Annotated in this window: 21 protein-coding genes; 11 read left to right on the top strand and 10 right to left on the bottom strand. The window is 72.0% G+C overall.

The features are described 5' to 3' along the window. The 4 genes from M2163_RS42375 to M2163_RS42360 all read right to left on the bottom strand — a co-directional run bounded on the left by M2163_RS42375 (window position 1) and on the right by M2163_RS42360 (window position 4667). The gene (locus M2163_RS42375) at window positions 1-903 is read right to left on the bottom strand and encodes a carbohydrate ABC transporter permease (protein WP_280847549.1); all 903 of its coding nucleotides are present in this window, start codon (window positions 901-903) and stop codon (window positions 1-3) included. Continuing rightward, the gene (locus tag M2163_RS42370; protein ID WP_280847550.1) at window positions 900-1820 is read right to left on the bottom strand and encodes a sugar ABC transporter permease; all 921 of its coding nucleotides are present in this window, start codon (window positions 1818-1820) and stop codon (window positions 900-902) included. Before M2163_RS42370 ends, M2163_RS42375 begins: the two co-directional genes overlap by 4 nt. A 125-nt stretch (window positions 1821-1945) precedes the next feature. Further along, a complete protein-coding gene (locus M2163_RS42365) occupies window positions 1946-3268 on the bottom strand; it encodes an extracellular solute-binding protein (RefSeq protein WP_280896696.1) in 1323 nt (440 codons plus the stop codon). Window positions 3269-3545: 277 nt separating this feature from the next. Beyond that, window positions 3546-4667 carry an ROK family protein gene (locus M2163_RS42360; protein ID WP_280896695.1) on the bottom strand — a complete coding sequence of 374 codons (1122 nt, stop codon included), beginning with the start codon at window positions 4665-4667 and terminating at the stop codon, window positions 3546-3548. A 309-nt stretch (window positions 4668-4976) separates the two neighbouring features. Between M2163_RS42360 and M2163_RS42355 the strand changes: the two genes are divergently transcribed. The 3 genes from M2163_RS42355 to M2163_RS42345 all read left to right on the top strand — a co-directional run bounded on the left by M2163_RS42355 (window position 4977) and on the right by M2163_RS42345 (window position 9750). Continuing rightward, window positions 4977-5876 (top strand): BadF/BadG/BcrA/BcrD ATPase family protein, encoded by a 900-nt coding sequence (locus M2163_RS42355; RefSeq protein WP_280896694.1) that lies wholly within the window; start codon window positions 4977-4979, stop codon window positions 5874-5876. Between the two features lie 173 nt (window positions 5877-6049). Further along, on the top strand, window positions 6050-7978 hold the full coding sequence (locus M2163_RS42350) for a phosphatase PAP2 family protein (protein WP_280896693.1): 1929 nt from the start codon (window positions 6050-6052) through the stop codon (window positions 7976-7978). 44 nt (window positions 7979-8022) lie between these two features. Beyond that, entirely contained in the window at window positions 8023-9750 is a 1728-nt protein-coding gene (locus tag M2163_RS42345; RefSeq protein ID WP_280896692.1) for a phospholipid carrier-dependent glycosyltransferase, read from the top strand. A 29-nt stretch (window positions 9751-9779) separates the two neighbouring features. Here M2163_RS42345 and M2163_RS42340 read toward each other — a convergent pair whose 3' ends face one another. Then, window positions 9780-10181, bottom strand: a complete 402-nt coding sequence (locus M2163_RS42340; protein WP_280847555.1) for a DUF3662 domain-containing protein — start codon at window positions 10179-10181, stop codon at window positions 9780-9782. 43 nt (window positions 10182-10224) lie between these two features. Then, window positions 10225-10386 (bottom strand): hypothetical protein, encoded by a 162-nt coding sequence (locus M2163_RS42335; RefSeq protein WP_280847556.1) that lies wholly within the window; start codon window positions 10384-10386, stop codon window positions 10225-10227. A 169-nt stretch (window positions 10387-10555) separates the two neighbouring features. On the opposite strand from M2163_RS42335, the gene M2163_RS42330 reads away from it, so the two are divergent. The 4 genes from M2163_RS42330 to M2163_RS42315 all read left to right on the top strand — a co-directional run bounded on the left by M2163_RS42330 (window position 10556) and on the right by M2163_RS42315 (window position 15377). Further along, window positions 10556-11479, top strand: a complete 924-nt coding sequence (locus M2163_RS42330) for a MurR/RpiR family transcriptional regulator (protein ID WP_280847557.1) — start codon at window positions 10556-10558, stop codon at window positions 11477-11479. Window positions 11480-11829: 350 nt separating this feature from the next. Next, complete coding sequence (locus tag M2163_RS42325; RefSeq protein ID WP_280896691.1) at window positions 11830-12216, top strand: hypothetical protein; 387 nt, start codon at window positions 11830-11832, stop codon at window positions 12214-12216. Window positions 12217-12265: 49 nt separating this feature from the next. After that, on the top strand, window positions 12266-12832 hold the full coding sequence (locus tag M2163_RS42320; RefSeq protein WP_280847559.1) for an antibiotic biosynthesis monooxygenase: 567 nt from the start codon (window positions 12266-12268) through the stop codon (window positions 12830-12832). A 163-nt stretch (window positions 12833-12995) separates the two neighbouring features. Continuing rightward, complete coding sequence (locus M2163_RS42315; protein WP_280897402.1) at window positions 12996-15377, top strand: SpoIIE family protein phosphatase; 2382 nt, start codon at window positions 12996-12998, stop codon at window positions 15375-15377. A gap of 35 nt (window positions 15378-15412) precedes the next feature. Here the strand turns inward: M2163_RS42315 and M2163_RS42310 are convergent, their stop codons facing one another. From M2163_RS42310 to M2163_RS42300, 3 genes are all read right to left on the bottom strand, one after another. Next, window positions 15413-15895 (bottom strand): flavin reductase family protein, encoded by a 483-nt coding sequence (locus M2163_RS42310; RefSeq protein WP_280896690.1) that lies wholly within the window; start codon window positions 15893-15895, stop codon window positions 15413-15415. A gap of 17 nt (window positions 15896-15912) precedes the next feature. Then, on the bottom strand, window positions 15913-16584 hold the full coding sequence (locus M2163_RS42305; RefSeq protein WP_280896689.1) for a peptidoglycan-binding domain-containing protein: 672 nt from the start codon (window positions 16582-16584) through the stop codon (window positions 15913-15915). A 112-nt stretch (window positions 16585-16696) separates the two neighbouring features. Next, window positions 16697-17530, bottom strand: coding sequence for a hypothetical protein (locus tag M2163_RS42300; RefSeq protein WP_280896688.1), 834 nt, complete (start codon window positions 17528-17530; stop codon window positions 16697-16699). A 136-nt stretch (window positions 17531-17666) separates the two neighbouring features. On the opposite strand from M2163_RS42300, the gene M2163_RS42295 reads away from it, so the two are divergent. The 3 genes from M2163_RS42295 to M2163_RS42285 all read left to right on the top strand — a co-directional run bounded on the left by M2163_RS42295 (window position 17667) and on the right by M2163_RS42285 (window position 22108). Continuing rightward, entirely contained in the window at window positions 17667-18356 is a 690-nt protein-coding gene (locus M2163_RS42295) for a TetR family transcriptional regulator (protein WP_280896687.1), read from the top strand. 171 nt (window positions 18357-18527) lie between these two features. After that, the gene (locus tag M2163_RS42290) at window positions 18528-18941 is read left to right on the top strand and encodes an OB-fold domain-containing protein (protein WP_280847564.1); all 414 of its coding nucleotides are present in this window, start codon (window positions 18528-18530) and stop codon (window positions 18939-18941) included. Between the two features lie 401 nt (window positions 18942-19342). Beyond that, window positions 19343-22108: a hypothetical protein gene (locus M2163_RS42285; protein WP_280896686.1), complete on the top strand. Its 2766-nt coding sequence runs from the start codon at window positions 19343-19345 to the stop codon at window positions 22106-22108. A 65-nt stretch (window positions 22109-22173) separates the two neighbouring features. On the opposite strand, the gene M2163_RS42280 is transcribed toward M2163_RS42285, so the two are convergent. Next, window positions 22174-22554, bottom strand: coding sequence for a PPOX class F420-dependent oxidoreductase (locus M2163_RS42280; protein ID WP_280896685.1), 381 nt, complete (start codon window positions 22552-22554; stop codon window positions 22174-22176). Window positions 22555-22908: 354 nt separating this feature from the next. On the opposite strand from M2163_RS42280, the gene M2163_RS42275 reads away from it, so the two are divergent. Then, a complete protein-coding gene (locus tag M2163_RS42275) occupies window positions 22909-24276 on the top strand; it encodes a S1 family peptidase (RefSeq protein ID WP_280896684.1) in 1368 nt (455 codons plus the stop codon). Window positions 24277-24281 lie beyond the last annotated feature (5 nt).

The raw sequence follows: 24281 nt of genomic DNA, 5'->3' as shown, positions 1-24281 counted from the left end.
TCAGTCCTTCAGACCGGCGTTGATGTCGGCGCCCATCACATAGCGCTGGAAGACCAGGAAGATCGCGATCAGCGGGATCATGGAGATGACCGACGCGCCCAGCAGGACCGACCAGTTGATGTTCTGCGCGCCGACAATGCTCTGGATGCCGATCTGCACGGTGAACTTGTTGGGATCGTTGAGCATCAGCAGCGGCCAGATGTAGTCGTTCCACCGCCACTGGAAGGACAGGATGGCCAGGGTCAGCATGATGGGCCGGGAGAGCGGCACCATGATCCGCAGGAAGATCGACAGCTCACGGGCGCCGTCGATGCGCGCGGCTTCCACGAGTTCGTCGGGCACCGTCAGGAAGAACTGGCGGAACATGAAGCATCCGGTCGCGGTGAGCACGGCCGGGAGGATGATGCCGGCGAAGGAGTTGTAGAGGCCGAGGTTGCGGACCACCAGGAACTCGGGGGCGAGCATGACCTCGCCCGGCAGCATCGTGGTGGCCAGGATGCAGATGAAGAACGCCTTGAGCCACCGGTTGTCGTACTTGGCCAGCGCGTAGCCGGTGCAGCAGCTGACACCCACCGTGAGGATCGTCGTGATCACGCACACGATGGCCGTGTTGATGAAGTACTGGGAGAAGTTGGCGCTGTCCCACGCGGCCTTGAATCCCGACAGGGTGGGGTTGTGCGGGACCAGCGTGAGCGGATAGGAGAACAGGTCGCTGGCCGGCTTGAGCGAGCTGAGCACGAACCACAGCACCGGGAACCCGTACAGGCACGCCATGATCCACAGCAGTGTCGTCGCGGACACCGCCTGCCGGATCCCGCCGGTGGACGTCTTGCGGGGCCGCTTCCTGGAGACGCTGCGACCGGAGTCGACGTCGGCCGGGCGCGGGATGTCTGTGGTTGTCATCGGTTCTCCACCCGCCGGTTGACGATCAGCTGGATGATCGCGACGGCCATCAGGATGAGCATGAGCACGAACGACGCGGCACTCGCGTAGCCGATCTGCCCCCGTTTGAAGCCGGTCTCGTAGATGTACTGGACGAGCAGGTTGTTCGAGGTGCCGGGGCCGCCGTTGTTGAGGGCGACGAACACCGGGTACTCCTTCATCGAGTTGATCGTGTTGAGCAGGATCACGATGAACGAGGTGGGCGCGATGCTCGGCAGGGTGATGCTGAAGAACTGGCGCCAGGGGCCGGCGCCGTCGAGCGAGGCGGCCTCGTAGTACGACACCGGCACGTTCTTGATCGCCGCGATGAACAGCAGCATCGTGAAACCGGTCCAGGCCCAGGCCGCTGCCATCACCACGACGAGCAGCGAGAGGTCCGCGTTCGACTGCCACGGAACGGCGTCTCCGCCGAACTTCTCGATGACGTAGTTGACCAGTCCGAAGTTCTCACCGAACATCCACCGCCACAGGACACCCACGACGATGGGCGACAGCAGCCACGGGATGAAGAAGACGACGCGGGCGACGGACCCGCCCTTGGCGTGCTTGCTCACCACCAGGTTGGCGGCGAGCAGCGAGACGACGAAGTTCAACGGCACGAAGAGGACGGTGTAGAGCAGCGTCCGGGTCAGCGCGTCGTAGAAGGTGGAGTCCCCGAACAGGTTCTGGTAGTTGTCCAGTCCGACCCACTGGAACACCCCCACGCCCGTGTAGTTCGTGAAGGAGTAGACGAGCCCGATCACCGCCGGCCAGACGAAGAACAGCGCGAAGAGCACGACGTTGGCCGCGATGAGGACGAGCGGCGCAAGGGTGTACTTACTGCGTCTCCTGGGCGGACTCGGCGGGCTCACAGACACGTCCGCGGCGCGTTTTGTCATCTTGCTGACTCCGTGCTGGTGGAAGGGGTTGCGGTGGGCTCAGGCCATGAGCCCGGCATCACGTGGGCGGCCGGGGCCGGGCGGTGGGGTCGGGACGCCGCCGCCCGGGCCCGTGGGGCCTGTGATCAGCCGCCGACCTGCTGGTTGTAGCCGTCCACGATGTTCTGCAGGGCCTTGTCGGCCGACTGCTGGCCGTTGATCGCCTTGCCGAGCTCCGTCTTGGTCGGGTCCTCGGTGAGGCTCTTGCCCTTCAGCACCCACTCTGTCTGCGCGTTGTTGAAGTAGCCGGAGATCGGGGCGTAGAGCGGGATCGACTCGTTGTAGAGCTTGAACGCCGCCTGCGCCGCCTCCGACTTGAAGGGGTACGTCGGGTTCAGCCCGCTCTCGACCGGCAGGAACCCGGACGCCTCGCACAGCGCCTTGTAGTGGGCCGGCTCGTACAGCCAGGACAGGAAGCTCGTGGCGGCCTTGGCGGCGTCGCCGTTGTTGTTGAAGCCGACCACCATGCCGCCGCTGTTGACGTCACTCGCCTGGACCGGCTGGGCGGGGGTCGGAACGCTCGCCCACTCGAACTTCTTGATGCTGTCCGCGAAGGAGGCGACCTGCCACACACCGGACCAGTACGCGACCACGTCACCGCTCTGGAACATGGCGGACGGGTCGGCGCCGGACGTCCACACCGACTTCGGCATGGTCTTGTCGTCGTTCCAGCCGACGAAGGTGTTCACGGCCTTCTTGGTCGCCGCGTCCGCCGAGAACTTGCCGGAGTCGTCGGCGTGGACGTACTTGCCGCCCATCTCGTACACCATGGCGCGCAGTCGCGACGGTGACTGGTCGAAGGTCAGGGAGTACTTGGCGCCGGTCTTCTCGCGGACCTTGTCGGCCGCGGCGATGAAGTCGGTCCAGGTCCAGGTCTTCGACGGCTCGGTCGGGAAGGAGACGCCCGCCTTCTCGAACAGCGACTTGTTGATGAACAGGCCGGACGCGGTGACGTCCGAGGGGATGGACAGCACCTTCCCGGACGAGTCCTTCGCGAGGAAGTTCTGGTTGATGTTGTTGCTCTTCTTGTCGGCGATGGAGCTGAGGTCGAGCAGCTTGCTCGACCAGATCGGGTCCAGCGCCGGCACGGCCGCCACGTCGGGCAGGGAGTTCGCCTGCGCGGCGTTGTGCAGCTTCGTGGTGTAGCCGTCGTAGGGGATGTTGACGAGCTTGAGGTTGACGCCGGTTTCCTTCTTGTACTGCGCCACCATCTTCTTCCAGCCCGCGTCCTGCCCCGGAACCGTGGAGATCCAGAACGTCAGCGACTTGGAGGTGCCGCCGGAGCCGCCGTCCCCGCCGCAGGCGGTGAGCGTCAGAGCACCTGCCGTGACAGCGGCAGCGAGGGAGATCAGGCGGCGCGTGCCGCCGCGGCCGAGACGGCGAGAGCGCCGCACACCCACAGTGGTCATCTTCGATCCCTTTTTTTCGAGGTAGGGGACGGAGCACGGCGCCGACCGAGGCGGCACGGGTGCATTGTGCTGGAAGGTTCGCTTTCCGAGGGCGCGGCCTCGCCCGGCCGCGTCATCCTGACGGGCGAGGGTCCCCGGCCGCTGTGGCCGCCGCCGCACGGGCACGCCCTCGTGCGGTTGCCGTACGTCGAGTACGGGCGGGACGCTCGCCCAAGCCGGCGTCCCGGCCGACTTAGAAAGCGCTTGTCCGGACATTGGCAGACCGAGTCCGAACCCGTCAATCCTTCGTCCGCGCCGCCTGGGTCACGGTTTGGACTCCTCGGGCCACCGCGAGCCGTGCCGCACCCACGACGGTGCCGAGATCACCGACCTGGCTGCTGACCACCTCGGTGGGCCAGCTCAGCCGCTCCAGCTCGGCCCGCACACCGGGCAGGAGCTGCGGATACGCGCCGGTGCTGCCGCCCAGCACGAGCAGCCCCGGGTCCAGTACGGCGGTCACGGCGGCGGCCAGCCGGCCCACGTCCACGGCGTGCCGGTCGACGACCGCGCGGGCGGCGGCGCTGCCCTGGCCGGCCCGGGCGAAGAGCTGCTCGGCGGTGCGCGGGCAGTCACCGTCGGCTTCCGGCCAGGCCTCGGCGGCCCGGCGCAGCAGGGAGCGGGAGCCGATGTACTCCTCCAGCGCCTCGTGGCGGGGCTCCAGGTCGTCGTCCCAGGGGTAGGGCAACCTGGCGAGCTCTCCGGCGGCCCCGTTGGCGCCGGCCAGCACCTGTCCGCCGACCACGATGCCGAGACCGATACCGACGCCGATCCGCAGGTAACCGAAGGTGTACCGGCCGCGGGCGGCGCCCTCGTGCAGTTCGGCGAGGGCGGCGCAGTTGACGTTGTTCTCCAGGTGGACGGGCACGCCGGGCGGCAGCGCGACGGTCACGGCGTCGAAGACGGGTCCGGCCTTGGCCGTGGCGGGGCGCATCTTCTGCGGCGCGGTGACGTCACCGACGGCCACGACGATGGTGCGCAGCGGGGCGTCGGGGGGCAGTGCCGAGAGGGCGTCGCGGACGACGTCGGCGGCCTCGTCGCGGGGGCCGGTGGCCTCGGCGAGCAGGGTGCCGTCCAGCGCGCAGCCGCGGACCCGGGTGAGGGCGGGGCCGAGGTCGACGGCGAGCACGGCGCCCGCGGCCGGGCCGAGGCGGTAGACGGCGGCGCTGCGTCCGGTGGCACCGGACGAGGTGCCGGAGTGGGCCGCGAGATGGACGCCCTCCAGTTCGGCGACGGCGGAGGAGACCGTCGGCTTGGACAGGCGCGCCAGGCTCGCCAGCTGTGGCCGGGTCGCGGTGCCCGCCTGGGCCAGCACGGCGAAGACCGCGCTCGCGCTCTCGGTCAGACGGGGGGCTCTCGCCACGTCGTGTTCCACACTTCCCCCAGGTCACAGGCCGCCCTTCCGGGCCTGGCGGCACGGCGGGGGACGGCGATGGGTTGCTCCGGCGCCGTGCGCTCCCGCCCGGGACGGGGAGCCCGGGAAGACGGGTGCGCGACGCCTATTGACAGGCACTGTACTTCGTTAGTTAACTTCCTAACGAACGTCACGGTACTCGCCTGCCGTGGTCCGTCAGAGGCCCGTCCCGGGGCTTCGCTAGACCTTCAACTGCCCTGCCCTCAGGCACGGTTCGCCCACCGTCGCAGCACACAGCGCAACGACGAAAGAGGTTCCGTGCAGGACACCGCACCCCTGGTTGTCGGCATCGACGTGGGCGGCACCAAGACACAGCTCCGCGCGTTCGCGGGCGACACCCCTGTCGCAGATCACGTCCGGTCCAGCAGCGGCTGGCGGCCCCACGACCCGGTGGCCGCCGCCGGATGGCTGGCCGCACTGGCCGCCGACGCGCTTCCCGCGGGCGCCCGCCCGTCCGCCCTCGCCGTCGGCGGGCACGCCTGCGAGACCCCGCGCCAGTGCGCGCAGATCCGCACCGCCCTCCAACTGCACTTCGCCGCGCCCGCGCTGGTCGTCGGAGACGCCGAACTGCTCGTCCCCGCCGCCGGTTTGGACAAGGGAGTCGGCCTGGTCGCCGGCACCGGCTCGGTCGCCGTGGGCCGCTTCGCCGACGGCACCCCGGTCCAGGTCGGCGGCTGGGGCGCGCTGCTCGGCGACGAGGGCGGCGCCGCCGGTCTGGTCCGCGAGGCCGTACGGGCCGTGTGGGCGGCGCACGACCGCGGCGAGGAGCCCGACGCGCTGGCGCTCGGCCTGCTCTCCGGGTTCGACGTCCCCGAAGTACCCGCGCTCGGCGCCGCCCTGGAGCACGCCACGGCCGCCTCCGCCGACTGGGGCCGGCACGCCCCGGCCGTCTTCGCCGCCGCCGAGGCCGGATCCCCGCTTGCCCGCACCGTGATCGCCGAGGCGGGCCGCGCCCTGGCCGCGCTCGTCGAACGGCTCGCCGCCCGCGGGGTGGTGGTCGACGACGTCGTGGTCGCGGGCAGTACCGTCCTCGCCCAGCCGTCGCTGTACGACGCCTTCGCGTCCGCGCTGGCCGAGGGCGTGCCGTCGGCACGGCCGCGCCCCCTGCGGGCACCACCGGTGGACGGCGCGGTGGCGATGGCCCGTTCACTTCTGTGACATCCGCCGGACGCCGGGTCTCCTCCGCTCCGACATGACCCGCCCGTAGTTCTTCGCCCGTACGACTTCAGAAAGCGCATTCGGCGCACGTGCCGTCCGGCGCATCATGAGTCGCATCCGCACCACCTCCCCCGGCCGCACGGCCGCAGAACTCCAGAGAGAGGCAGACACCCATGCCGTCATCCGCCGGGCAGCACTCCCCCGCGCCGCTCACCGAACGTGCCATGAAGCGGAGGGGTTTCCTCAAGACGTCTCTCGGCGCCTCGGCCGGCGTCCTGGCCGCGCCCACCTTCGCCTCCTGGCTGGGCGCCGCGGACGCCAAGGCCGCCACCGCCGCGGTCGCGTTCGTGGACGACTACAAGTCCAACGTCATGGCGAACCTGACGGCCGAGACCAACGCGGTGGTGCGGGCACTCGGCGGCTTCGCCCGCATATGGAAGACCGGCGACACCTGGAACACCGGCACTGCCCTGCGGCCCGAGATCCTGCGCGCCAACATGCGCTACTGCGCCCGCGTCACCCAGGCGCGCACCGAGGCACAGGCCAAGGAGGCCTTCCTCTACGACCGCCAGCACCAGAGCTACGCCATGATCGGCGGCCTCGGCCCGCTCGCCGGCCTCTACCGGTCCGGCGCCAGGGCGGTCACCTCGATCACCGGCGCGCCCGACTCCACCCCGCCCACCACGATCAGCGACGCCGTACCGGCCGACGCCCCCGCGGGCTCGGCGCTCGGCGCGGGCTCCTACGACTCCTCGCTCGGCCAGGTGGCCAAGCTGGTCGACACCGTCCGCGGCCCCTACGCCTCGGGCAACCCCGCCAAGTACTCCTTCCAGTACCCGCGCCCCTGGCGCATGAACGAGGACAGCCAGGTCGTCGACACCGGCGCCAAGGACGCGCTCGGCTACCCGGTCTACGACTCCCAGGTGGTCGTCGCCCCCCAGCTGCTGCGCCAGCGCAGCACCTCCCCGGTGGACGACGGCGGTTTCCCCAGCGGTCACACCAACGCCTTCCACCTGGCGGCCCTGGCGTTCGCGTACGCCGTGCCCGAGCGTTTCCAGGAACTGGTCACCCGTGCCTTCGAGCTGAGCCACACCCGCATCATGTCCGGCATGCACTCGACGGTCGACGTCATGGGCGGCCGCATCATGGCCACCGCGCTGGCCGCCGCCGCGCTGGCCGACCCCGCGAACGCCGGCCTCAAGGCCGCGGCCCGGGCGCAGGCGCTGACGTACTTCACCGAGCGGACGGGCACCACGGCCGACACGCTCTTCGCCTACGCCCACTCGGACCCCGCCGACGCGTACGCGGACCGGGAGGCCAACGCCCGTTCCGTGCGGCCCCGGTTGACCTATGTGCTGCACCGGGACGGCGGCAACGAGCCGTTCACCGTGCCCAAGGGCGCCGAGGTGCTTCTGGAGACACGACTGCCCTACCTGGACGCGGCACAGCGCCGTGAGGTGCTGCGCACCACCGGGCTGCCCTCGGGCTACGTCCTGCTGGACGGCTTCGAGCAGTGGGGCCGGCTGAACCTGTTCGCCGCGGCGGACGGCTACGGTTCCTTCGCCTCCGACGTCACCGTCACGCTGGACGCGGCCTCGGGCGGCTTCCACGCGGCCGACGCCTGGCGCAACGACATCGACGGCTGCGGCGGTCTGACCAAGCGGGGCAGCGGCACGCTCACCCTGACGGGCCACAACCGCTACACCGGCGGGACCGTGCTCAAGGAGGGTGCGCTGGTTGCCGGTTCGGCCCACGCGCTCGGCCACGGCGACGTGCGGGTGCAGGGCGGGACGCTGACGGTGGGCGAGTCGCTCCAGGTGCACGGCATGTACAGCCAGGAGTCCGGCGCGCTGGAACTGACCCTGCGCTCGGGTCAGGAGCCGGTCCTGGAGGTGACGCGGCGCGCGGTGCTCGGCGCGGGCAGCGTGCTCTCGCTGACGCTGGACGCGCACAAGCCGCCGAAGGCCGGACACACGGTCCGGGTCCTCGGCTGCCGCGGACTGCGCGGCCAGTTCGACCGGATCGAGCTGAACTCCGACACCCTGCGGGCCGTACCCGTCTACACGGCGGAAGGTCTGTCGGTACGACTCCTGAAGCGGTGACGCCCGCCGGGGGCGGGAGCTGATGCGAGAGTGGCCCTCATGAGGTGCCTCCGGATCGCTCCCGCCGCCCGGCCGGTCCCACCGCGGGGCGGATGATGGCGAGCGAGCAGCAGACGGTCCTGGACGCGGCTTCCGTGCCCCGGCCACGCGACGACGCGGTGCGACCTCCGCGGCCGGTCCGACGATGGCTCGTGCCGCTCCTCGTCGTCCTGCTGCTCGCGCAGATGGCGGCCGTGATGGTGACGACCGCCGTGCAGCAGACGCCCACGATCGACGAACCGGTCTACGTGGCCACGGCCGCCGACTACCTGCACGGCCGGGGCGTGCGCCACAACCCGGAGCATCCACCGCTCGGCAAGCTGGTGATCGCCGCCGGGGTGGCGATCGCCGCCCCGCACGTGGACACGGCGTTCGACGGCCCCCAGGTGGACCTGGGCCCGCATCTGCTGTACGCGTCGGGCAACGACCCCTGGCAGCTGATGTTCTGGGCCCGGCTCCCGGTGATCGTGCTGACCCTGCTGTCGGGGCTGGTCGTGTTCGCCTTCGCCCGCGAACTGGCCGGACGGGCGGCGGGGCTGACGGCTCTGGCCCTGTACTCCTTCTCTCCCGACGTCGTCGCCCACGGATCGCTGGCCACGCTCGACGTGCCCATGGCCGGTTTCCTGCTGACCTCGGTGTGGCTGCTGTGGCGGGCCCGCGTCCGGCCACGTCTGTACGTGCCCCTCGCCGGACTGGCGCTCGGGGCCGCCCTGGCGACCAAGATGAGCGCACTGCCGGCCGTGCCGGTCCTGCTGGGACTGGCCGCCCTCTCGGTGTGGAGCGCGCGTCCCGGTGACGGGACGCGTGCGCGACTGCTGCGGGTGCTCACCGGGACCGCGGTCCTGGCCCTGGCAGCCGTCGCCGTCGTCTGGGCGTCGTACCTGGTGGTCGATCCGCGGCTGCGGGGGACCGCCCAGGACCAGGTGCCGGTGGTGCACGGGCTGCGCGGGACCCTGGCCGATCTGCTGCCGTTCCCGCGGGCCTACGCGGACGGGATGCGCATCCAGTTCCGCTTCGAGAACCACCCGTGGGAGGGCTTCCTGTTCGGGCGGGTGTACACCGGGCACCTCTGGTACTACCTGCCGGCCGCGCTCCTGGTGAAGACCCCGCTGGGCCTGCTCGCACTGTGGGCCGCCGGTGCCGCCGTGCTGGTGGCGGTACGACGGCTGCGGCCCGCCGCGCCGTATCTGCTCGTGCCCGCCGGGGTGCTGCTGGCCTCGGCCATGACGGGCTCACGCGACTTCGGCACCCGGTACACCCTGTTCCTGCCCATGTTCCTGACGGTGGCCGCCGGTTGCGTCCTCGCGGTGCGCCGGCGCTGGGCGACGGTCGTGACGGGAGCACTGGTGCTGTTCGTCGCGGTCAGCTTGGCACGGACCTTTCCCTACTATCTGCCGTACTCCAACGAGGCGTTCGGCGGACCGGCCCGCACCCATCTGCGGCTGCACGACTCCAACGTCGACTGGGGCCAGGACCTCGGCCGGCTCGCCGACCGGCTGCGCGAGCGCTACCCCGACGAGCGGATCTGGCTCGTCTACAAGGGCAGCGGCGTGCCGTCCTCCTACGGCATCGAGGCGGCCGATCCGCGCGAGGTGCCGGTGGACGAGGTGCGCGGACTGCTGGTCGTCTCGGACTCCTCGGTCGCCAAGGCGAAGGGCCGGCTGGCCGAGTTGATCGACAGCAGCCGGCCGGTCGACGAGGTCGGCCACTCGATCACGATCTACCGCCGATGACCACCAAGGCGAGAGGAAGCAGAGTCCGCTCAGCGCACCGCGTCCTGGAACCCCTCGGCGCTCACGTGCGCCATCGCCCGGCTCGTCACACGGTAACGGCCGTTGGGCACCCGGTCGGACCGGCTGATGTGCACGGCGAGCGGGCCCGCCCATTCATATCCCTGACGCTCGCCGTGCCGGGCCAGGCTGTCCGTGAGCTCCTGCCCCACATCGCTGCCCCGGCGCACCAGTTCGTCGTAGGCGAAGTCCGCGAGCTCGACGTCGTACGCGTTCGGGACCACCACCCTGCTCTCGCTGCACACGACCACGTTGCTGTCGCACTCGCGTCGCAGGGCGTCGAGGAGTTCGACCGGCTCCCGGTCGACGACCCGCGCCCACAGCGCCTCCCACCCGTGCTCCATTGCCTGTTCCAGCGCGCTCAGCGCACCCATTGCGTCTCACCTGCCGATAGCCGTGGTTTGCCGTGCGGTGCCGTCATTGCGCGAAGTCGTCGGGGCGTACCCGCGCCTCCTCGAACGCCTCGCGCAGGGTGCGTCCGCTGCCGCCGGGGGCGGGGGCGCCGCCCTCCTCGTGCTGGTTCTCCAAGAGCCGGTCGGTGGTGTCCGTCTTGCGCCGGTTCTCCTCGGGGACCGTCATACGGGACTGCTCCTCAGGTGTCGTCGAAGGCCTTGCCCAGCGGCGGGTTCCCGCTCGGGCGCCGCGTACCCGTCCCGATCGGCGGTGGCCGGACGCCTTCGTACAAGCGCTGGTCACCGGGGGGTGTGAGCTATGTTGACTCCCCGTGGCAGACGAAGGAGGCGCCCCGGTGTCATCGCCCCAGCAGGCACGCGCACAGGCATCCGCGATCACCTCGGGCAAGACCGCACCGGAAACGGAGGCGGCCCCGGCCTCCCAGCTCAGGACGCTCTTCGACAGGCCCCGGCTGTCCCCCGGGCAGCGGCGCATCGCGCAGTACCTGATCGAGCACATCACCGAGGCGGCGTTCCTGTCCATCACCGATCTCGCGGAGCGCGTGGGCGTCAGCCAGCCCTCGGTGACACGGTTCGCCGCGGCCGTGGGCTTCAGCGGCTATCCCGCGCTGCGGGAGAAGCTCCAGTCCATCGCGCTCGGCACGCTGGCCGGCGGGCCGGTCACCGACGACGAGTCGCGCGGCAACGAACTCCAGGCCGCGGTCGACGCGGAGATCGAGAACCTGGAGAACCTGCGCCGCGACTTCGCCGACCCCGACCGGGTGATCCAGCTCGGCCGCGATCTGTCCGGGTCGACCCCGCTGACCGTCCTGGGCCTGCGCATCTCGGCGTCCCTGGCCGAGTACTTCGCCTACGCGGCCCGCCGTATCCACCCCGACGTACGGCTGGTCACCCGCGGTGGCAGTGTCGCCTACGACGCTCTCCTTCAGTCACGCGAGGCGGGCGGCACCTGGGTGCTCGCCTTCTCGATGCCGCGGCACGCCCAGGAGACCCTCACGGCCCTGCGGGTCGCTCGCAGCGCCGGACTGAGGATCGCCCTCGTCACGGACCTGGCGCTCGGGCACGTGGCCGACGAGGCGGACGTCCTGTTCTCCACCGGCACGGGCTCCCGGCTGGTCTTCGACTCCTACGCCGCGCCCGGCGTGATCGCCGCGGCCCTGCTCCAGGCGATGACCGACGCCGACCCCGAGCGCACCCAGGCGCGGCTCGAGGAGTACGAGCAGATCTCCGACCAGCACCAGTTCTTCCTCCGGGACTGACCGCACCCACCCCGGTCAAACACCTTCAGACCGGGGCAGCCGTAATAAATCGAGCATGAATGTTTTCATACGTCTTGCCAAGCGGACGGCATATATAAATACTGCTCACGGATCACCCCCGGGACCTCCGGGACCGTCCGCACCCCTGTCCCCGTCCCCACCCCCACCCGCCCGAGAGGGCTCCTTCACGGACATCCCGAGCCGTCGTCACCTACCCGCGTCGGCGCCCGGGGTGTTCGGTAGGGCCTCGCCTGCACGCGAGCCCATGGCGGCCCCGGTCATCCCCTAGGCCGGGGCCGCCCAAACCGTCGGACCACCCGCACGACGCCGCACACCCGGAAGCGATCACCATGCCCCTGACGACCACGCGGACCACCACCCGTCCCGGCCCGGACTGGCCCTGCCAGGTCAAGACGCCCGGCAGCTACGACTGGGAGCGCTCGGCCGCCAAGTGGCTGCGCGAGCTGGTGCCGGCGCGGTACGCCAGTTATCCGGCCCTGACGCGGCACACCGTGCTCCTCGCCCGGCACGCGCAGATCCAGGTCCAGCACGAGATCCGGGTCGCCCGCACCGCGCTCCAGACCGCCCGCGCGGACCTGCCCTCGCTCGGGCTGCCGGAGTCGGTCATCGAGCACACGATCAAGCTGTACGCGGCCGAGGTGCTCCAGCTCCAGCACATCGCCCGCAGCATCCGCGCGGTCACCCGGGCCCTGGTCGACCACCACCACGGGCGCTGAACCCGCCCGCGGGGCATGACCCACGCCGTACGTGAAACCCGTGGTGAGCATGAGCACCACCGACGTACGACGAGGCGATCCGGTCACCACGGTCCTCACCTGGGAGGTGCGCCCCGGCCGGGAGCGCGAGTTCGAGCGCTGGACGCACGGGATCACCCGTTGTGCCAGACGGTTCCCGGGCAACGAGGGCGTCTCCTGGCTGCGTCCCGAGGACGGTCACCGCTTCCACGCCGTGCTCCGCTGGTCCGACGCGCACCGGCTCAGCGCGTGGCTGGAGTCGGACGAACGGGCGGACTGGCACGCGCGGGTCCACGACATCGCCACGGAACTCGGCAGTGAACGGCAGTCGACGACCGGCCTCGAGACCTGGTTCAGCCTGCCGGGCACCACCGTGCGGCCCCCGGTCCGCTGGAAGATGGTGCTCACCACGTTTCTCGGCGCCTTCCCGTTCACGCTGCTCATCCAGTGGCTGGTGTCGCCCCGCACCGCCGCCTGGCCCCTGCCGCTGCGGGCCGCCGTCTTCCCCGTGCTCCTGCTGCCGGTGCTCACCTACCTCGTGATGCCGCTGCTGAGTCGGGTGCTGCGCAGGTGGCTCTACCCGCCGCCCGACCACTGACCCGGCCCGGAACGGGGAGCCCGGCCGCTTTCGTCAACCGGGACGGTCACCGGTGTGTGGGATGCGCGTTCGCATCGGCGCGATCGACCCGTGACGCATGTGCCATGCTCAACCCGTGACGAGCGAGTCGACCGGCCCCACGCACGCCGGCACCACGCCCGACATGGCCGCGCTGGCCAAGGTCGTGGCCCGACAACGTGCGGAAATGGACCGGTTGCGGGACCAGGCCGCCACTTCCGCGGTACTGGAGCGCGCCAAGGGCGCGATCATGGCTCTGACCGGGTGCACACCGGACGCGGCCGGCGAGGACCTGCTCCAGCGTGCCAGGGCCGGCCGGCGCACACTGCTGGAGGAGTGCTGGCTCACCCTCGGCTCCCTGCCCCCGCTCGGCACCACCACCGAGTCCCCCGCCGGTGACGACGCCCCGCTGTCCGCCATCCCCGGCCCGGCCGGCCCGCGGTCCGCCCCACCCGCCACCGACGACTCCGCCCTGCGGGAAGGCTGCGATCCCGACGACGGCTTCAGCGTCCTCGCCCGCCTCGGCAAGGCCCTCGTCCATGCGGCCACCCCCCAGGACCTGGCCGGCTGTCTCCTGGAGGAGCTCACTGCGGACGTCGACGCCGACGCCCTCCTGCTCTTCCGGTCCCTGCCGGCCGGAGGGCTCGAACTGATCGGCCACGCGGGCATCGACCCCATCCTGGCCTCCCAGTGGGCGCGGGTTCCCCCGCTGAACGGCATCGCCGCGCTCGAGGCGCTGCGGGCACGGGAGCCGCGCTGGCTGGAGGACTTCGCGACGGACCGGGAGCGGCACCTGCTCATCGGGGACCCGCCCGAGCGCTGGCTGTCCCGCGCCTGGCTGCCGGTGCCGGCCGGCGACGGGGCCGAGGTCTGCCTCGGGATCCTGCGTACCCGCGGCGGGCCGTTCCCGCCCCGGACCCGGCACCTGTTGCAGGCCGTCGTCCGGCTCTGCGCCGGCTGGCTGCGCTCCTTCGGCACCCGACCCGAGCACAGTGACACCGCCCCGGCCGCCACCGCCCAGCCCGTGTTCGACTCACTGCCGGGCTCGGCCATGCTGCTCACCCCGCTGCGCGGCCCCTCGGGAGAGCTCGTGGACTACCGCATCGACGCCGCCACCGAGGAGGCGGTCGACGTCGTGGGCCGCACCGGCAGGCAGCTGCTCGGCCGACGGATCCTGGAGTGCTTCCCGAGCATGGCGGACGAGGCGGTGTGGCACGGCTGTCTGCGCACGCTGACCACCGGCGAACCGTTCGAGGGCGAGCCCTTCGCCTGTCAGGAGGTCGTGGACGGCTCCGCCGAACTGTCCACGTACGCCGTGCGCGCGGCCCGCCTCGGTGGCGCCCTGGTCGTCACCTGGGTCCGCCACGCCTCCTCCGACCGTCAGGAACAGCGGCTGGCGGACGTGCAGCGGCTGGGGAACCTGGGCTGGGCGAACTGGAACCTGGTCACCGGCGAGGGCAGTTGGTCCTCCCAGACCTTCCTCGTCATGAACCGGGACCCTGCGCTCGGACCGGTCCCCCTGGCCGACCTGCCGCGGCTCGCGCTGCCCGAGGACGTACCGGTACTCGCCGACGCCGTGCGGGAACTCGTGCGCTCCGGGCTCCAGTTCGACGTCCCGTTCCGGATCCGGGCCGGTGACGAGGTCCGCCATCTGCGGATGGTCGCCGAGGTCGTGACGGACACCGAGGGCGAACCCGTCGAGGTGCACGGCTTCGTGCAGGACCTCACTGCACAGCGCAGCGCCGAACTGGCCCTCGTCAAGAGTGAGCAGGCGATCGAGACCCAGCACGGCGTACTGCACGCCGAGCGAGCCCTGGCCGCCCGTCTCCAGCACGCGCTGCTGCCCCTGCCCACCCGGCCGGTCCGCCTCGCCGGACTGCGCGTCGAAGTGGCCTACCTGCCCGCCCAGTCGGGGATCCATGTCGGCGGGGACTGGTTCAGCGCCATAGAACTGCCCGACGGCGACGCCCTGTTCGTGGTCGGTGACGTCGCCGGGCACGGCATCGACGCCGTGGCCACCATGGCCCAACTGCGCTTCACGGCCAAGGGCATGGTCATCACGGGCTCGTCGCTGACCGGTGCGCTCGCCCGTCTCAACACCCTGCTGCTGCACTCGCGCGACTCCCATGGCACCGCCACCATGGTCCTGGCCCGCTACGACCCCGGCGAGCACTGCCTGGTGTGGGCGCAGGCCGGCCATCCGCCGCCGCTGCTCGTGCGCGGCGGGGAGGTGCGCTACCTGGACCGCCCGCTCGGCATACTGCTGGGGGCGAGCTCCGATCCGGACTTCCAGGAGGCGCGCTGTCTCCTGGAGCCGGGTGACCGCGTCCTGCTCTACACCGACGGACTGGTCGAGAGGCCCTCGGAGGGCATCGACCACGGTCTGGACCGGCTCGCCGCGGCCGTCGCGGCCCACCACACGGACGAGCCCGGCTCCCTGGCCCCGCTGCTGGGCTCGGTGCTTCAGGGCGACCGGCGCGACGACGTCTGCGTCGTGGACATCCGGGTGCCGTCCGGCCCGGAGTGAGCCCGCCGGCACCCGCGCGGTGCGTCCGGCCGGGCTCAGCCGGCCGGGTGGCCGGGCGAGATGGAAGTCGCGTCGGACAGCCGCAGCAGCCTCGCGCCCCCGGTGTCCTCGCGCCCGCCCCACGTCTGCGGTTCCAGGACGAACCCGACGTGGTCACCCCCCTCGACACGCCGCACGACCGTGCCGACGAACCAGGCCGCCGCCTCCTCCAGCACGACGGCCCCGCCCGCCTCCTCCCGCCAGCGGACCCGGGCGAACTTGTCCGTGCGGTCCCCCGTCCGGCCGCCGAACAGCTCGGCCAGGGCCCGCTGTTCGCGGGTGAGCAGATGAACGGCGAGGCGGCTCGCGGTGCGGGCCACCCGGTAGGTGCGGTTGGCCTTCGACAGCCACACCACGTACCGCACGGGCTCCATCGAGCACTGCGAGGCGAATCCGACGAGACAGCCGGCGCGTTCGCCGTCCGCTGCGGCGGTCACGACGCACATGTCGGGGTCGAGGCGGTCGATGAACACGTCCATGCCGCCATCCTCCTCGATCAGCCGCCGGTGCGGGACTCCAGGTCCCGCCGTGTGTCGTCGCCGTACACGCCGTCCTCGTCGCCGCGGATGCCGTACCAGAGCTGGAAGCGGGCCACGGCGGCGGTCAGGGTCGGGTCGTAGGTGCCGTCGGTGGAGCCGTTGTCGTAGACGTTCGGGATGCGGCGCAGGCGTTCCTGCAGGTCGGTCACGTCGGGGCCGCTGTCGCCCTGGCGGAGGGTGCCGGGACCGTCGGGGTCGGTGGCGCCGGAGGCCGTCGGGGTGGGTGTGGGGGTCGCGGGCGCGGTGGCGGTCGGCTGCGGGTCGGCCGCCGCGGCGGAGTGCTCGCCGCGTTCGACGAGCAGGAGCGCGCAGCCGAAACCGATCACCGCGGCAGCCGTCACGGCCCCCGGGACGGCCGTGCGGCGCAGTCCCGGCACCCGCCCGCGCGGGATGTCCCGGGGACGCCGGGTGCGTTCGCGGCCGTCGCGGACCGGCGGCAGTTCCTGGGTCGCGTCCTCGGTCCCGGACGGCGGGCCGGACAGGGCGAAGGACTCGTATCCGACGGCCGCCCGGGGCGGCATGTCCTTCATCAGCTCCGCGAGCGCGTCGGTGCGGCGAGGCCGCAGCACCCGGACGGGTTCGATGGGCGGCACGCTCGGCGGCACCTCCCGGTCGGACGGTGTCGGCATCCTGGTCTCCTTCCGTCCCGCACACACGGGGTGTGGACCGTCCCCCGGGGAGTGATACGGCGCCGCGGGCCCGGGAGTTCAGCTCGTCCGCTGCGTTGCCCGGGCCCGCCGCTCAGCGGGGAGCGGCGGCGAGGAAGCCGTGCAGGGATGCCTTCACGGCCGCGACGAACGCGTCCCTGCCGCCGTCGTCCAGGGCGTCCAGGGACAGGTACGGGTTGAGGTCCTCGAGTTCGACCAGCAGGAGTCCGCCGCCGGGCGCCCGGCAGGCGTCCACGCGCTGGATGCCGTGACCGAGAGCGTTCCACTCGATGAAGCGCCGGGCGAACTCCAGGTCCTCCGGGGTGGGCCGGTACGGTTCCAGGGCCCAGCGACGGTCGGGGTGCGGCGCGTACAGGGCGTACTGGAAGTCGTGATCGACGAAGTAGAAGGACACCTCGTAGGCGAAGTCGACGCACGGCTGGACGAGGACCTGTCCGTCGATGTGTGCGCGCACCTCGTCGGCGGACACGATCCGCAGGCCTATGGAGTCGGCGCCGAGCCTGGGCTTGACGACGTACCGGTCCGTTGTGGGCAGCCGGTCCAGGTCCTCGGCACGGTCGACGGTAGGGATGACGGGGTGTCCCGCGGCGGTGAGGTCGAGCAGGTACTGCTTGCCCGCCATGTCGGCCTTGCCGGACAGCGGGTTGTACACACGCGTGCCGTTGCGCAGCGCCTGCTCGCGGAACGCGTCGTACGCCTCCTGGTGGGCCAGGACCGGCCCGCTGTTGCGGACGACGACGGCGTCGAACCCGTCCGCCAGCGCGGCGGCGTCCCGGGGATGGCACAGGGCCAGGTCGAAGTCCTCCCTGAGGCGCGCGGTGAGGAGGATGTCCTCGTCGCAGTAGCGGCGCCCGCGGGCCTGGTAGGCGAGGTCGGTGACGTACAGGAGGGCGGGGCGGCGGAACATGCGGGACTCCTCGGCGGGCGGGCGCCGATCGTATGCGGCGGAACCGGCGCCCGACAACGCGGAGGAAGAGCACTCAGTTCCCTCTCGGCGCAGCACCCAGTGCCATCCCGAGCGTTCAGGTGCTACGTTCGCGACCATGAGCTCCACCAAGCCCGCCATGCGGGACGCGCTGGTCGCGGCAGCCTTCCAGTTGTTCCTGGAACGGGGTTACGAGCAGACCACCGTCGACGACATCGTCGCGCTCGCCGGGGTCGGACGCCGCTCGTTCTTCCGGTACTTCCCCTCCAAGGAGGACGTGGTCTTCCCGGACCACGAGCGCTGCCTGGCCGACATGACGGCCTTCCTGGACGCGAGCGACCCCGGGTGCGACCCGCTGGAGCGGGTCTGCGAGGCGGTCAGGCTGGTCCTGCGCATGTACACCGAGAACCCGACCTTCTCGGTGCAGCGCTACCGCCTCACCAAGCAGGTGCCGGGTCTGCGCGCCTACGAGCTGTCCGTGGTGTGGCGCTACGAGCGGTCCTTCGCCGAGTATCTGCGCGGGCGTCTGAAGGGGCTCCACGACGGGACGCTGCGGGCCGACGTGATCGCCGCCGCCGTGGCCGCGGCCCACAACAACGCTTTGCGCTCCTGGCTGCGCTCGGACGGGCAGGGCGACGCCGAGCAGGCCGTGGAGCACGCGCTCGGCTATGTGCAGGCGGCCTTCGGGGCGGCGGGGGCGCCGGCCGCCGAGGAGCCGGCCGAGGACGTGGTGGTGATCGTCTCCCGCCGCGGCGCGCCGCTGTGGCGGGTGGTCCAGGAGATCGAGTCCACGCTCGACGGGGACTGAGCGCCTCGGCCACCCCCGTCGTTCCGCGCAAGTTGAGGGTACGCAGTACCTTTACGGCTGACACTCAGTGCCATACGCTGACGGTGTGCACGGCGGCACGGGAGCCGCGCACGTCCGTGCACGGTTACCCGAGCACGTGGGATTCCGGCCGAGCGCAGGGAGTTGACCAGCGTGTACCACCCCTCAGGAAGCATTGCTCGTCAGGCAGCCGGTTCCGCGGCGGGCGTACTCGAGCCCGCCGCTCCGGCCACGGACGCGATCCTCTTCCAGCGCTGCACCTGGTGCGGCACGGCGATGTACCACCGGCTGCTGTGTCCGGTCTGCCAGGGCGGCGACCTGCGTACCGAGCGCAGCGAGGGCGTGGGCACGGTCCGGCACTCCACGGTGGTCCACCGCAACACCCCCGCCGCACGCAATGTGTCGCTGATCGAGCTGGCCGAGGGATTCGTCGTACGGGGCCGGGTCATGGGCCCGCCGGCCGCGATCCACAGCGGTGACCGGGTGCGGATGTCGACGGCCAAGGACCCGGTCCGCGGTGAGCCGGTCTTCCAGCTGATCGACGAGCCCTACCGCGCCTGGAGCTGACACCCGGTCCGTCCCGGGCCTCACCACGCCGCGCACCGGCTGCCCCGTCTCGAAACCCCGGTCTGCCGCGATGCCCACGCCCGACGCCGGGGCACTGTCCCGTTCAGGGGTTGTCGCACGCGTCGCGGCACCGGTGTCCACGGGCCCGAACAGCGCGTCGGGCATGCGCGGGTCTTCCCCGCCGTGGGCCTCGTGCGAAGAAGGCGACGGTGAGGGAGTTGCCGGTCTCCTCGACCGCCTCCAGGAAGTCCCCGTGACCCCCGTGGCTTGATCGCGTCGCCCACCCGCGGACAGCGGCGGTGCACAGACAACCCACAGACACCCCTCTCCCCTCCTACGTGACGCGAGAGGCGCCCGGGACCGACGGGACGCCTGCGCACGGGGTTTTGAGGAGAGAACCATTGATCCGTGCCCGGCGAATATGTGTGACCGCCGTGGCGGTGCTGGCGGCCCTGGCGGGCTCGCCCGGACTGGCACAGGCTCAACAGCCGCACACTGCGGGGCCGTTGAGCGCGACGGACGACCAGCCACTTCCGCGGGGGTGGCGGATCGACGGGGAGCGCGGGGCGCGTGAGCTGGTCTGGCGCGCGCCCGAAGCCGTGCCCATGGGGGACGCGCGCGTCGAGTTCCGCACCGGGGACCGGCTGCTCGGGGTGCCGAGACCGGCGAAGGACGGCCGGACCTTCCGGCTCCCCCTCGCCGACGCGCGGCCCACGCGGCTGACGGACCTCCAAGTGACGGCGGCGGGGCGCCGGTTGGACGCGGCGCAGGACACGGACGCGTCCCGCCCGCCCGCGCCACGGGTGCCCGCGCCGGCACCGGCGAACGGCGTCGATCCGGGCAGGCCCGGCTCGTACCGGACCGTCACCGGCAGTTACGACCTCGCCCCGGTGCGCCTGCCCGGGTTCGCCACCCCGGTGGAGATGACCGCCGAGGTCGTGGCGCCGAAGAACGCCACCGGCAGCCGGCCGCTCGCCCTGTTCCTGCACGGCCGTCACAACACCTGCTACAAGCCGGGCTCCGAGGACGACGTCACGGGCGACTGGCCCTGCGCGGCCGGCTACAAGCCGATCCCGAGCCACCTGGGCTATCTGCGCGACCAGCGACTGCTCGCCTCCCAGGGCTATGTGACGGTGTCGATCTCGGCCAACAGCATCAACGCCCAGGACTGGGAGGCCGAGGACGCCGGGGCGCAGGCGCGCTCCTCGCTGGTGCGGCAGCACCTCGCCCGCTGGGCCGACTGGGGCGCCCACCGCTCCTCCGCCCCGGCCGTCGTCCGAGCGGCGGCGAAGGCGGATCTCTCCCGGGTCCTGCTCGTCGGGCACTCGCGTGGCGGCGAGGGCGTCAACCGGGCCGCCATGGACAGCCTCTACCCGCCGCCCGCCGCGGAGGACGGCTACCGGGGCCCGGTGCGCTGGAAGGTGCGCGGAACCGTGCTCGTCGGGCCGACGATCTTCGGCCAGAATCCGGTCGCCGACGTGCCGTCCGTGACGCTGCTGCCGGGGTGCGACGGTGACGTGTCGGACCTCCAGGGCGAGGACTTCGTCGACGGGACGCGCGGGGTCAGCCGGGGTGCGGCGCTGCACAGCGCGGTCTACGTGGTCGGCGCCAACCACAACTACTTCAACAGCGAGTGGACCCCGGGCGAGGCCCAGGCACCGGCCCAGGACGACTTCGGGAGCGACCCGGAGCAGCCCGACCCGGTGTGCTCCCCGGGTGCCGCGACCCGCCTGACCGCCGCCCAGCAGCACAAGGCGGGCGCCACGTACATCGCCGCCGCGGCCCGCCTCTTCCTCTCCGGGGACGACCGGGTGCGCCCGCTGCTCGACGGTTCCGGCAAGCGGGCTCCGTCCGCCGACCCGGCCCGGGTCCTCACCCACGCGGTCGGCGGCCGCCGCAGCGGCGGCTTCCTGCCGGACGGCGGCGCCAAGGTGACCGGCGCCCGGCTGTGCTCGGCGGTCGACCCCGACCCTGCCGTGGCCTGTCTGGACCCCGAGGCCCCCGGATCCTCACCGCACTTCGCGCAGTGGGAGACGGGCAAGGAGACCGGCCGCAGCGCGGTGGACCTGAAGTGGTCCGCGCCGGGCAGGGCCGCGCGCATCACCGCGGCCAAGCCGCTCTCCCTGCGCGGCTCGCAGCAGCTCGCGCTGCGCGTCTTCGTACCCCCGAACACCACCGGCACCAAGTTCGACGTGGCCGTCACCGACTCCTCCCACCGCCGGGTGACGCTCGGCCGGGTCACCATGGCCGGTCTGCCGGGCTCCCGGTACACCGCCTCCTACTGGGCGCAGGAACTGCGCCTCCCGCTGACGGCGGCGGCCCGGGCGGGGCTCGATCTGCGGCACGTCACGTCCCTCGATCTGACGCCCCGTTCGCGGTCCGGGCGGGCCTGGCTGATGGACGCCTGGGGCTGGGCGCCCGGCACCCCCGCGGTCAAGGCGGCCGCGCTGCCCCGCGTCGACGTGGGCCGCACGGTCGTCAAGGAGGGCGACTCGGGCACCCGCACCTACCGCGTCCCGGTGAAGATCTCCGGCCACGGCAGCGGTCAGGTCCGCGTCTACGTCCTCGACCCGGGCAGCGGCCGCGCCGAGAACAGGCTGGTGACGGTACGGCCTGGCAGCCACGCGATCGACGTGCCGGTCGAGGTGAAGGGCGACACCACCTACGGCGAGGACGTGCAGCACGACATCGCCGTCAAGGCCGTTCGGAGCTCCGTCGTCGGCAAGTACCGGGGCGGCGTCACCGTCGAGAACGACGACCCCGAGCCGGTGATCACCCTGTCACCGGTCGCGGACCGGGTCACCGAGGGCGAGACGCTGACCTGGCGGCTGTCCATCGACGCGCCCGCGACGGTGGACATCTGGCAGCCGGTGCGGGTCCTTCCGGTCACCGAGGGCACCGAGCTGTCCACCAAGGACGTGGACCCGCAGTGGCTCAGGGACTGGTCCGGTGACGTGCCCGACCCGGAGCGGCGGCTGTCCGACGCGAGCCTGTGGGTGTGGCTGAACATTCCCCCCGGCAGCACCAGCGTGGACTTCGTCGTGCCGACCGTGCGGGACCAGGTCGCCGAGCCGACCGAGTCGATGCGCCTCGCGCTGACCGACCGCAACGCCGAGCCGCTGCCCGACCGGCCGGCGCTGACCGGCACGGTGCTCGACCGGCCGTGAGCACGCCGTACGAACGAGCGTGAGCACCCTCTCGTGCGGGGTCCGGTCCGTCCGGGCCCCGCACGTCACAGGGTCACGCGGATCCCGACCGTCCCGTCGAGCCCCCGGCGCAGCCTGCTGCCGAGGAGTGTGAGCCGGCCCAGGAGGCCGTACTTGCGGGCCAGGAGATCCCGGTAGCGGGCGGTGGTCGTCGCGTCGCCGATCTCGGCCGTGGCCGGGATCTGGTCGCCGGTCGGGTTGCCCCGCGCGTCGCAGGGGCCGACGAGGACGTCCGCGCGGGCCCGGATCCGTTTCACCTTCCCCGTGTCGGCGGCGGTCCACACGCCGAGCGTGTCCCCGTCGCGGACCACCCACACGGGGGTGGCGACCGGCGTGCCGTTCTTGCGGAAGCTGGTGAGCAGCAGGTACTTGCCCGCACCGAGCCGCTCCAGCGGCGTGTCGTCCATGACCGAAGTCTAGGCAAACATGTTCGATCCGCGCAGGTGCGGTGCGTGTGCGTCATCGGTGGTGGGGCACGAGGCGGCGCGCGGGACACGGGTTGGTGCCTACGGGGCCGGGGTGGCGGACGGCACCCGACCGCACTCACGCGTCGACTCGACCGAGCCGGGTCCTCAAGTCACGGGGATCCGGCCAACGCGCTTGTGAACAAGGCCGATTGAGGCACCTCAACGGGATCTCGCCCCACTCGAACACCCGCTGTCGTGAACGCGTCCGGCCCCGGCCGCGTATGCAAGGAGGGCGCTCAACGACCGGAGGGCCCCGCGGTGCAGACACCGCTTGTTCGGGTTCGGGAGCCATGCATGAGGCACGCACGACGACGGGTCGTCCGGCGAGTGACACGGCTGGCGGCAGTCGGCGGACTCCTCCTGGGAGGTGTGATGGTCACGCGGGCCGTCGCGAGCGAGCCTCCCGCCACCGCCGGCGTACCGCACACGTACGCCATGAAGGCCGGGCAGACGGGTGCGGACCTGGTGGCGCGCCTCGGCTCCGCCCGTACCGCCGGCACCTGGATCGGCGCCGACGGGAAGCCGGTCGTCGCGGTCACCGACGAGCAGGCGGCCGCCGAGGTGCGCAAGGCCGGGGCGCGGGCGAAGGTCGTCGGACACAGCATGGACGAGCTCAAGTCGGCGGCGAGGACGCTGCGTTCCGCGCCCCGGGTGGCGGGGACGGCCTGGTCCATGGACTACCGGACCAACGAGGTGGTCGTGCAGGGCGACAGCACCGTCTCGGCGTCCGACTGGGCCGCGATGACGAAGGTCGCGGACGGCATCGGCGGCTTCGTCCGCATGGAGCGCACCGAGGGCACCTTCACTCCGCGCCTGAACGGGGCGCAGCCCATCCTGTCGACCGGCGGACGCTGTTCGGCGGGCTTCAACGTGACCAACGGCCAGAGCGACTTCATCCTCACCGCCGGGCACTGCGGCCCCACCGGTTCGACCTGGTTCGCGGACACCGGGGGCACCAACCAGCTGGGCAGGACGGTCACCCAGAGCTTCCCGGGCAACGACTACTCCCTGGTCCAGTACGCCGACGGGAAGGCGGGCGACGGCGCCGGTGTCGTGTTCATCGGCAACGGCAAGGGCGTGCAGATCACCGGCGCGGGCGATCCGGCCATCGGGCAGCGGGTGTTCCGCAGCGGCAGCACGAGCGGGCTGCGCGACGGCCAGGTGACGGGGGTCAACTCGACGGTGAACTACCCGGAGGGCACGGTCACCGGGCTGATCGAGACGAACGTGTGCGCCGAACCCGGGGACAGCGGCGGGCCGATGTTCTCCGAGGGGATCGCGCTCGGCATCACCTCCGGCGGCAGCGGTGACTGCACCCAGGGCGGTACGACGTTCTTCCAGCCGGTGACGAAGGCGCTGTCGGATCTCGGCATGCAGTTGATCGTGTCGAACCCGGCCGCCGCCGGCGGGGCCTCTCCCGCGCCGTCGGCCACCTCCGCGCAGGGCTCGATCGCTCCCGGTGCCGCCTCCCCCGGTTCCTCGGCGGCGGTGCAGGGGGCCGAGGGCACGCCCCTGCTGAGCCGGCTCACGGACACCCGCAACGTCGGGCCGGGGCTGCTGGTTCTCGGAGGCAGCCTGATCGCGCTCGTGGCGACCCGGTACATCCGCTCGGAGCAGGACCGCAAGGCCTACCAGCGGTACTACTCGGCCACCTGGGGCTGAGACGC

Origin of the sequence: Streptomyces sp. SAI-135 (assembly GCF_029893805.1) — a bacterium.
Lineage (GTDB): Bacteria > Actinomycetota > Actinomycetes > Streptomycetales > Streptomycetaceae > Streptomyces.
The sequence above is the reverse complement of the archived record's forward strand: the minus strand, read 5'-3'. Positions and strand labels throughout refer to the sequence as shown.

Excerpts from the sequence above, each read along its gene's own strand:
- M2163_RS42340 (WP_280847555.1), bottom strand. The coding sequence starts at position 10,181 with ATGGGTGCGCTGAGCGCGCTGGAACAGGCAATGGAGCACGGGTGGGAG.
- M2163_RS42320 (WP_280847559.1), top strand. The coding sequence starts at position 12,266 with ATGAGCACCACCGACGTACGACGAGGCGATCCGGTCACCACGGTCCTC.
- M2163_RS42315 (WP_280897402.1), top strand. The coding sequence starts at position 12,996 with ATGGCCGCGCTGGCCAAGGTCGTGGCCCGACAACGTGCGGAAATGGAC.
- M2163_RS42295 (WP_280896687.1), top strand. The coding sequence starts at position 17,667 with ATGAGCTCCACCAAGCCCGCCATGCGGGACGCGCTGGTCGCGGCAGCC.
- M2163_RS42335 (WP_280847556.1), bottom strand. The coding sequence starts at position 10,386 with ATGACGGTCCCCGAGGAGAACCGGCGCAAGACGGACACCACCGACCGG.
- M2163_RS42365 (WP_280896696.1), bottom strand. The coding sequence starts at position 3,268 with ATGACCACTGTGGGTGTGCGGCGCTCTCGCCGTCTCGGCCGCGGCGGC.
- M2163_RS42325 (WP_280896691.1), top strand. The coding sequence starts at position 11,830 with ATGCCCCTGACGACCACGCGGACCACCACCCGTCCCGGCCCGGACTGG.
- M2163_RS42280 (WP_280896685.1), bottom strand. The coding sequence starts at position 22,554 with ATGGACGACACGCCGCTGGAGCGGCTCGGTGCGGGCAAGTACCTGCTG.
- M2163_RS42375 (WP_280847549.1), bottom strand. The coding sequence starts at position 903 with ATGACAACCACAGACATCCCGCGCCCGGCCGACGTCGACTCCGGTCGC.
- M2163_RS42275 (WP_280896684.1), top strand. The coding sequence starts at position 22,909 with ATGAGGCACGCACGACGACGGGTCGTCCGGCGAGTGACACGGCTGGCG.
- M2163_RS42370 (WP_280847550.1), bottom strand. The coding sequence starts at position 1,820 with ATGACAAAACGCGCCGCGGACGTGTCTGTGAGCCCGCCGAGTCCGCCC.
- M2163_RS42310 (WP_280896690.1), bottom strand. The coding sequence starts at position 15,895 with ATGGACGTGTTCATCGACCGCCTCGACCCCGACATGTGCGTCGTGACC.
- M2163_RS42300 (WP_280896688.1), bottom strand. The coding sequence starts at position 17,530 with ATGTTCCGCCGCCCCGCCCTCCTGTACGTCACCGACCTCGCCTACCAG.
- M2163_RS42350 (WP_280896693.1), top strand. The coding sequence starts at position 6,050 with ATGCCGTCATCCGCCGGGCAGCACTCCCCCGCGCCGCTCACCGAACGT.
- M2163_RS42305 (WP_280896689.1), bottom strand. The coding sequence starts at position 16,584 with ATGCCGACACCGTCCGACCGGGAGGTGCCGCCGAGCGTGCCGCCCATC.